The sequence below is a fragment of the Jatrophihabitans sp. genome, assembly GCF_051960575.1.
In the GTDB taxonomy this organism is placed as follows: Bacteria; Actinomycetota; Actinomycetes; order Mycobacteriales; family Jatrophihabitantaceae; genus JBQCEE01.
In genome coordinates this window covers 1-3,312 of the sequence record NZ_JBQCEE010000312.1, presented here as the reverse complement: position 1 = coordinate 3,312, position 3,312 = coordinate 1, and the positions used below count along the sequence as shown (strand labels likewise).

The following is a 3,312-nucleotide window of genomic DNA, read 5'->3' as shown; positions in this document are numbered from 1 at the left end:
GGGCCGCGTTGGTGCGCCCGGGGGCGCCGGGGGGGGGGGCCCCCCGGGGGCGGGTCCGCGGGGGGCCCGGCGGCGGGGGGGGGCGGGGGCCCGCGCCCCCGCGGCGAAGGCTCCAGACCACGTCCGGCATCGCGCTACCACTCGAGGCCACGTCGGCCTGACATCCTCGGCTTTCGACAACCTGGCCTCCCTGTTGGCCGAGCAATTCGGGCCCGACGGCTGACCTGACGCCGTCACGACCCCGGCGGTGGCTCGCCCAGGTTGCTGCGCGCGGCCCGGATGATCCGGTTCAGGCCCTGCGCGAGCTCGGTGATGCGGTCGGCGACCGGCCGACTCCCCGCCGTCTGGGCGGTGGTGCCCAGGTGCAGTCCGGCCGCGTAGAGGTGCTGGATCGCGACGTCGAGCAGTTCACGGTGGGCGCGCTCGCGCGCCTGCAACGACTGCAGCCGGTCCTGCACCACGGCGACGGTCTCGACCTCGACGGCCAGCGTCGCGATCCCGGTCAGCACGTCGATGCGGGACGCCTCGACCTCGGTGAACGGCTCACGGCCCGGTCGGCGTGCCAGCACGGCGACGCCGCTCGAAGCCGCCGGACCGACCAGCGGCAGCACGAGCACCGGGCCGAAGCGACTCTGTGGCAGGTCGAGGTCGATCCCGCCCGACGCGACGTCGACCCGACGGGGTGCGCCGCTCGCGATCACCTCGTCGAGCAGCGCTCCGCTGGGCGCGATCTGGACAGCGGCAGCGTCCCGCCCGCCCACCGCCATCGGCGAGTAGTGGCCCTCGCCCTGCTCGCGCAGCAGCAGCACGGCGATGTCGGCGTCGGCCGCATCGGCGAGCATGGCGGCGATGGCCTGGCTCGGGCTGGCGGCGGCCTCGCGGGTCTGCGCCGGCGCCATGAGCACGGTGCGCTGGGCGGTTCGCAGCTGGGCGCCCTGCTCGGCCATCGAGCGCAGCTCCGCCGAGATGTCGGTGACGACGATGACCGTGTTGCCGGGCCGCAACCGGACGAACTGCAGCTCGACCGGCCGCGCGTGCCACGCGCCCGGCGCCCCCACCAGCACCCGCTCGGCGGGCAGCAGCCGGCCGACCGCATCCGGCTCCGACTCGAGGGCGCGCAGCGCCTGCGGTGCGCGGTCCCGCAGCAACGCGCGGACGTCGCGCACCTCGTTGCCGGGCGCGAGCGGGGCCAGCAGCGCGACGGCGGCCGGATTCACGCGAAGGATGTGCCAGTGGTCGTCGACGTGCAGCAGGCCGACGGGGCACTGGTAGAAGAGCTGCAGCAGGTCCTGCTCGGTCTCGGACAGCTCGACATCGGCCTGATCGGTCATCGCGACTCGACTGCCAGGAACTGGTTCGGTGAGCCGGGATCGGCCAGCAGGCGGAGGCGTACCGGCGTCCAGGCCATGCGGAAGGTGAAGACGTAGTCGAAGGTGTCGTCGAGCGCGCCGGTCGCCGGGTCGAGGCGGTGGTAGCGGTCGGCGATGAGGTAGTTGTTCGTGCAGGGCCCGACGTCGGTGAAGAAGTTGCGGCCGAGCACGCGCGCGGCATCGAGGCCGGCCCGCCTGGACTCGTCGGCGTTGTAGTGGGTGACCACACCGGCGCGGTCCATCACGATCAGCCCGAACGGCAGTTGGTCCCACTCGGCCGGCGTCATCGCGTCCAGCAGCTTCGCGAGCCGTGGCGTGTCGAAGTCAGGCAGATCGGTGTCGGCCACTGCATCGTCACCCCTTCCGTCGGTCATGCGGTCCTCCATGTCTGTCGAGCGTCGTCCGTCGCGCCGAACGGTGCATGGGCCGAATGTCGTGCCGGAACCGGGACCAGCCGTCCCGGTCGTCGCGCAGGTCCGGGACGTCCGGCCACCGCCTCACGACCGCGGTGCGACGTGGTGGGGGGGCGACGGGGGGGGCGACGCCGGCACGCGCCAGTCGACGATGGTGCCGTGCGGGTCGTTGGCGGACACCGTCAGCCGGCCACCGAGCCGCTCGGCCCGCAGGCGCATGTTGCCGAGCCCGCTGCTGCGACTGGTCCCGCCCATGCCGCGCCCGCCGTCGCGCACGACGAGCCGGGTCTCCTGCGCGGTCGCCGTGAGGGTGACGTCGACCGAGGTCGCCGCCGCGTGCTTGGCGACGTTGGTCAGTGCCTCCTGCAGCACGGCCAGCACCTCGGGACGCGCGTCGGAGGGCACGAGGCCGGGCGGACCGGAGACCGTGACGGTCGGATCCAGACCAAGGGCCGGTCGGCAGGCCGCGACCACCTGCTCGATGTCCGCCGCCAACCGCTCGGGCGCGACGTCGCGGGTCAGCCCGGCGATCGTCAGCCGCAGCGCGGCGATCGCGTCCTCGACGCGCGTCGTCGCCGCCCGAACGGCGTCCAGCGCCTCACCGGTGCAGGCGAGCTCGGCGGTCTGCAGCAGCAGGCCGGCGGCGAAGAGGTTCTGGATCACCAGGTCGTGCATGTCCGCCGCGATGCGCTGCCGCTCCTGCAGCAGGGCGACCTGGGCGACGCTCTCGTGCAGCGCCTGTTCGGCCTGCACCCGGGCGGTGATGTCGCTGACGAGGACGAAGAAGCCGAGCACCTCCCCGTCGACGAGGTGGGGCACGTACGAGGCCTGGGTGTAGCGCGTCCGGCCGGCGGTGTCGACGAGCACCCGCTCGAACAGCTGCTGCTCGCCCGCCAGAGCGGCGGTGATGTAGGGCAGGTTGCGCGCGTACAACTCCGGACCGAGCAGGTCGCGGATGTGCATACCGACCATCCGGTCGGGGCCGATGCCGAACCACTCGAGGTAGGCGGCGTTCGCGAGGCGGTTGTGCAGGTCGCGGTCCCAGTACGCGACCATCGCGGGCAGGTGGTCGAGCGCGGACACGAGCTCGGCGAGCCGGGTCTCGGCATCCCGGACGTTCGATCGTGCCGGCATCGGTGCTCCTCGCGTGGTGCTGCGAGCAGCGTCCCGACCGCCCGTCGCGGGCTCGCAGGGCCGAGTGGCACCCCGGCGGCCCGATCCTGGTTGGGCGCGGGACGCGCCGGGTACCCACGCAGACGACTGACCGAACCAGCGGCGGAGCGACGATGTGCCATCGGGTGGACACGACCATGACCTGCGAGCCGGCGGCGGTGCCGGCTGCGCGGCACTGGACCACCGAACAGCTCGACCTCATGTACGCGAGCGCGCCGACCGCCGACGACGTCGCCCTGGTGGTGTCCGAGCTGGTCAGCAACTGCGTCCGGGCAGAGGCGCACACCTTCACCCTCGCCCTCGAGGGGCACCACGAGCGGCTCCGGGTCGAGGCGGCCGACGACGCACCCGGGATG

4 protein-coding genes are annotated in these 3,312 nt (G+C 73.6%); 1 reads left to right on the top strand and 3 read right to left on the bottom strand.

All coding sequences use genetic code 11. The features are described from left to right. Window positions 1-233: 233 nt before the first annotated feature. The 3 genes from ACTHMS_RS17365 to ACTHMS_RS17355 all read right to left on the bottom strand — a co-directional run bounded on the left by ACTHMS_RS17365 (window position 234) and on the right by ACTHMS_RS17355 (window position 2,917). On the bottom strand, window positions 234-1,331 hold the full coding sequence (locus ACTHMS_RS17365) for a hypothetical protein (protein WP_440307916.1): 1,098 nt from the start codon (window positions 1,329-1,331) through the stop codon (window positions 234-236). Then, window positions 1,328-1,744 carry a PAS domain-containing protein gene (locus ACTHMS_RS17360; protein ID WP_440307915.1) on the bottom strand — a complete coding sequence of 139 codons (417 nt, stop codon included), beginning with the start codon at window positions 1,742-1,744 and terminating at the stop codon, window positions 1,328-1,330. The genes ACTHMS_RS17365 and ACTHMS_RS17360 overlap by 4 nt, the downstream gene beginning before the upstream one ends. Window positions 1,745-1,867: 123 nt before the next feature. Continuing rightward, window positions 1,868-2,917, bottom strand: coding sequence for a sensor histidine kinase (locus tag ACTHMS_RS17355; RefSeq protein ID WP_440307914.1), 1,050 nt, complete (start codon window positions 2,915-2,917; stop codon window positions 1,868-1,870). Window positions 2,918-3,093: 176 nt separating this feature from the next. Here ACTHMS_RS17355 and ACTHMS_RS17350 point away from each other — a divergent pair. Continuing rightward, the coding region (locus ACTHMS_RS17350) for an ATP-binding protein (RefSeq protein ID WP_440307913.1) at window positions 3,094-3,312 on the top strand (219 nt) is incomplete at its 3' end.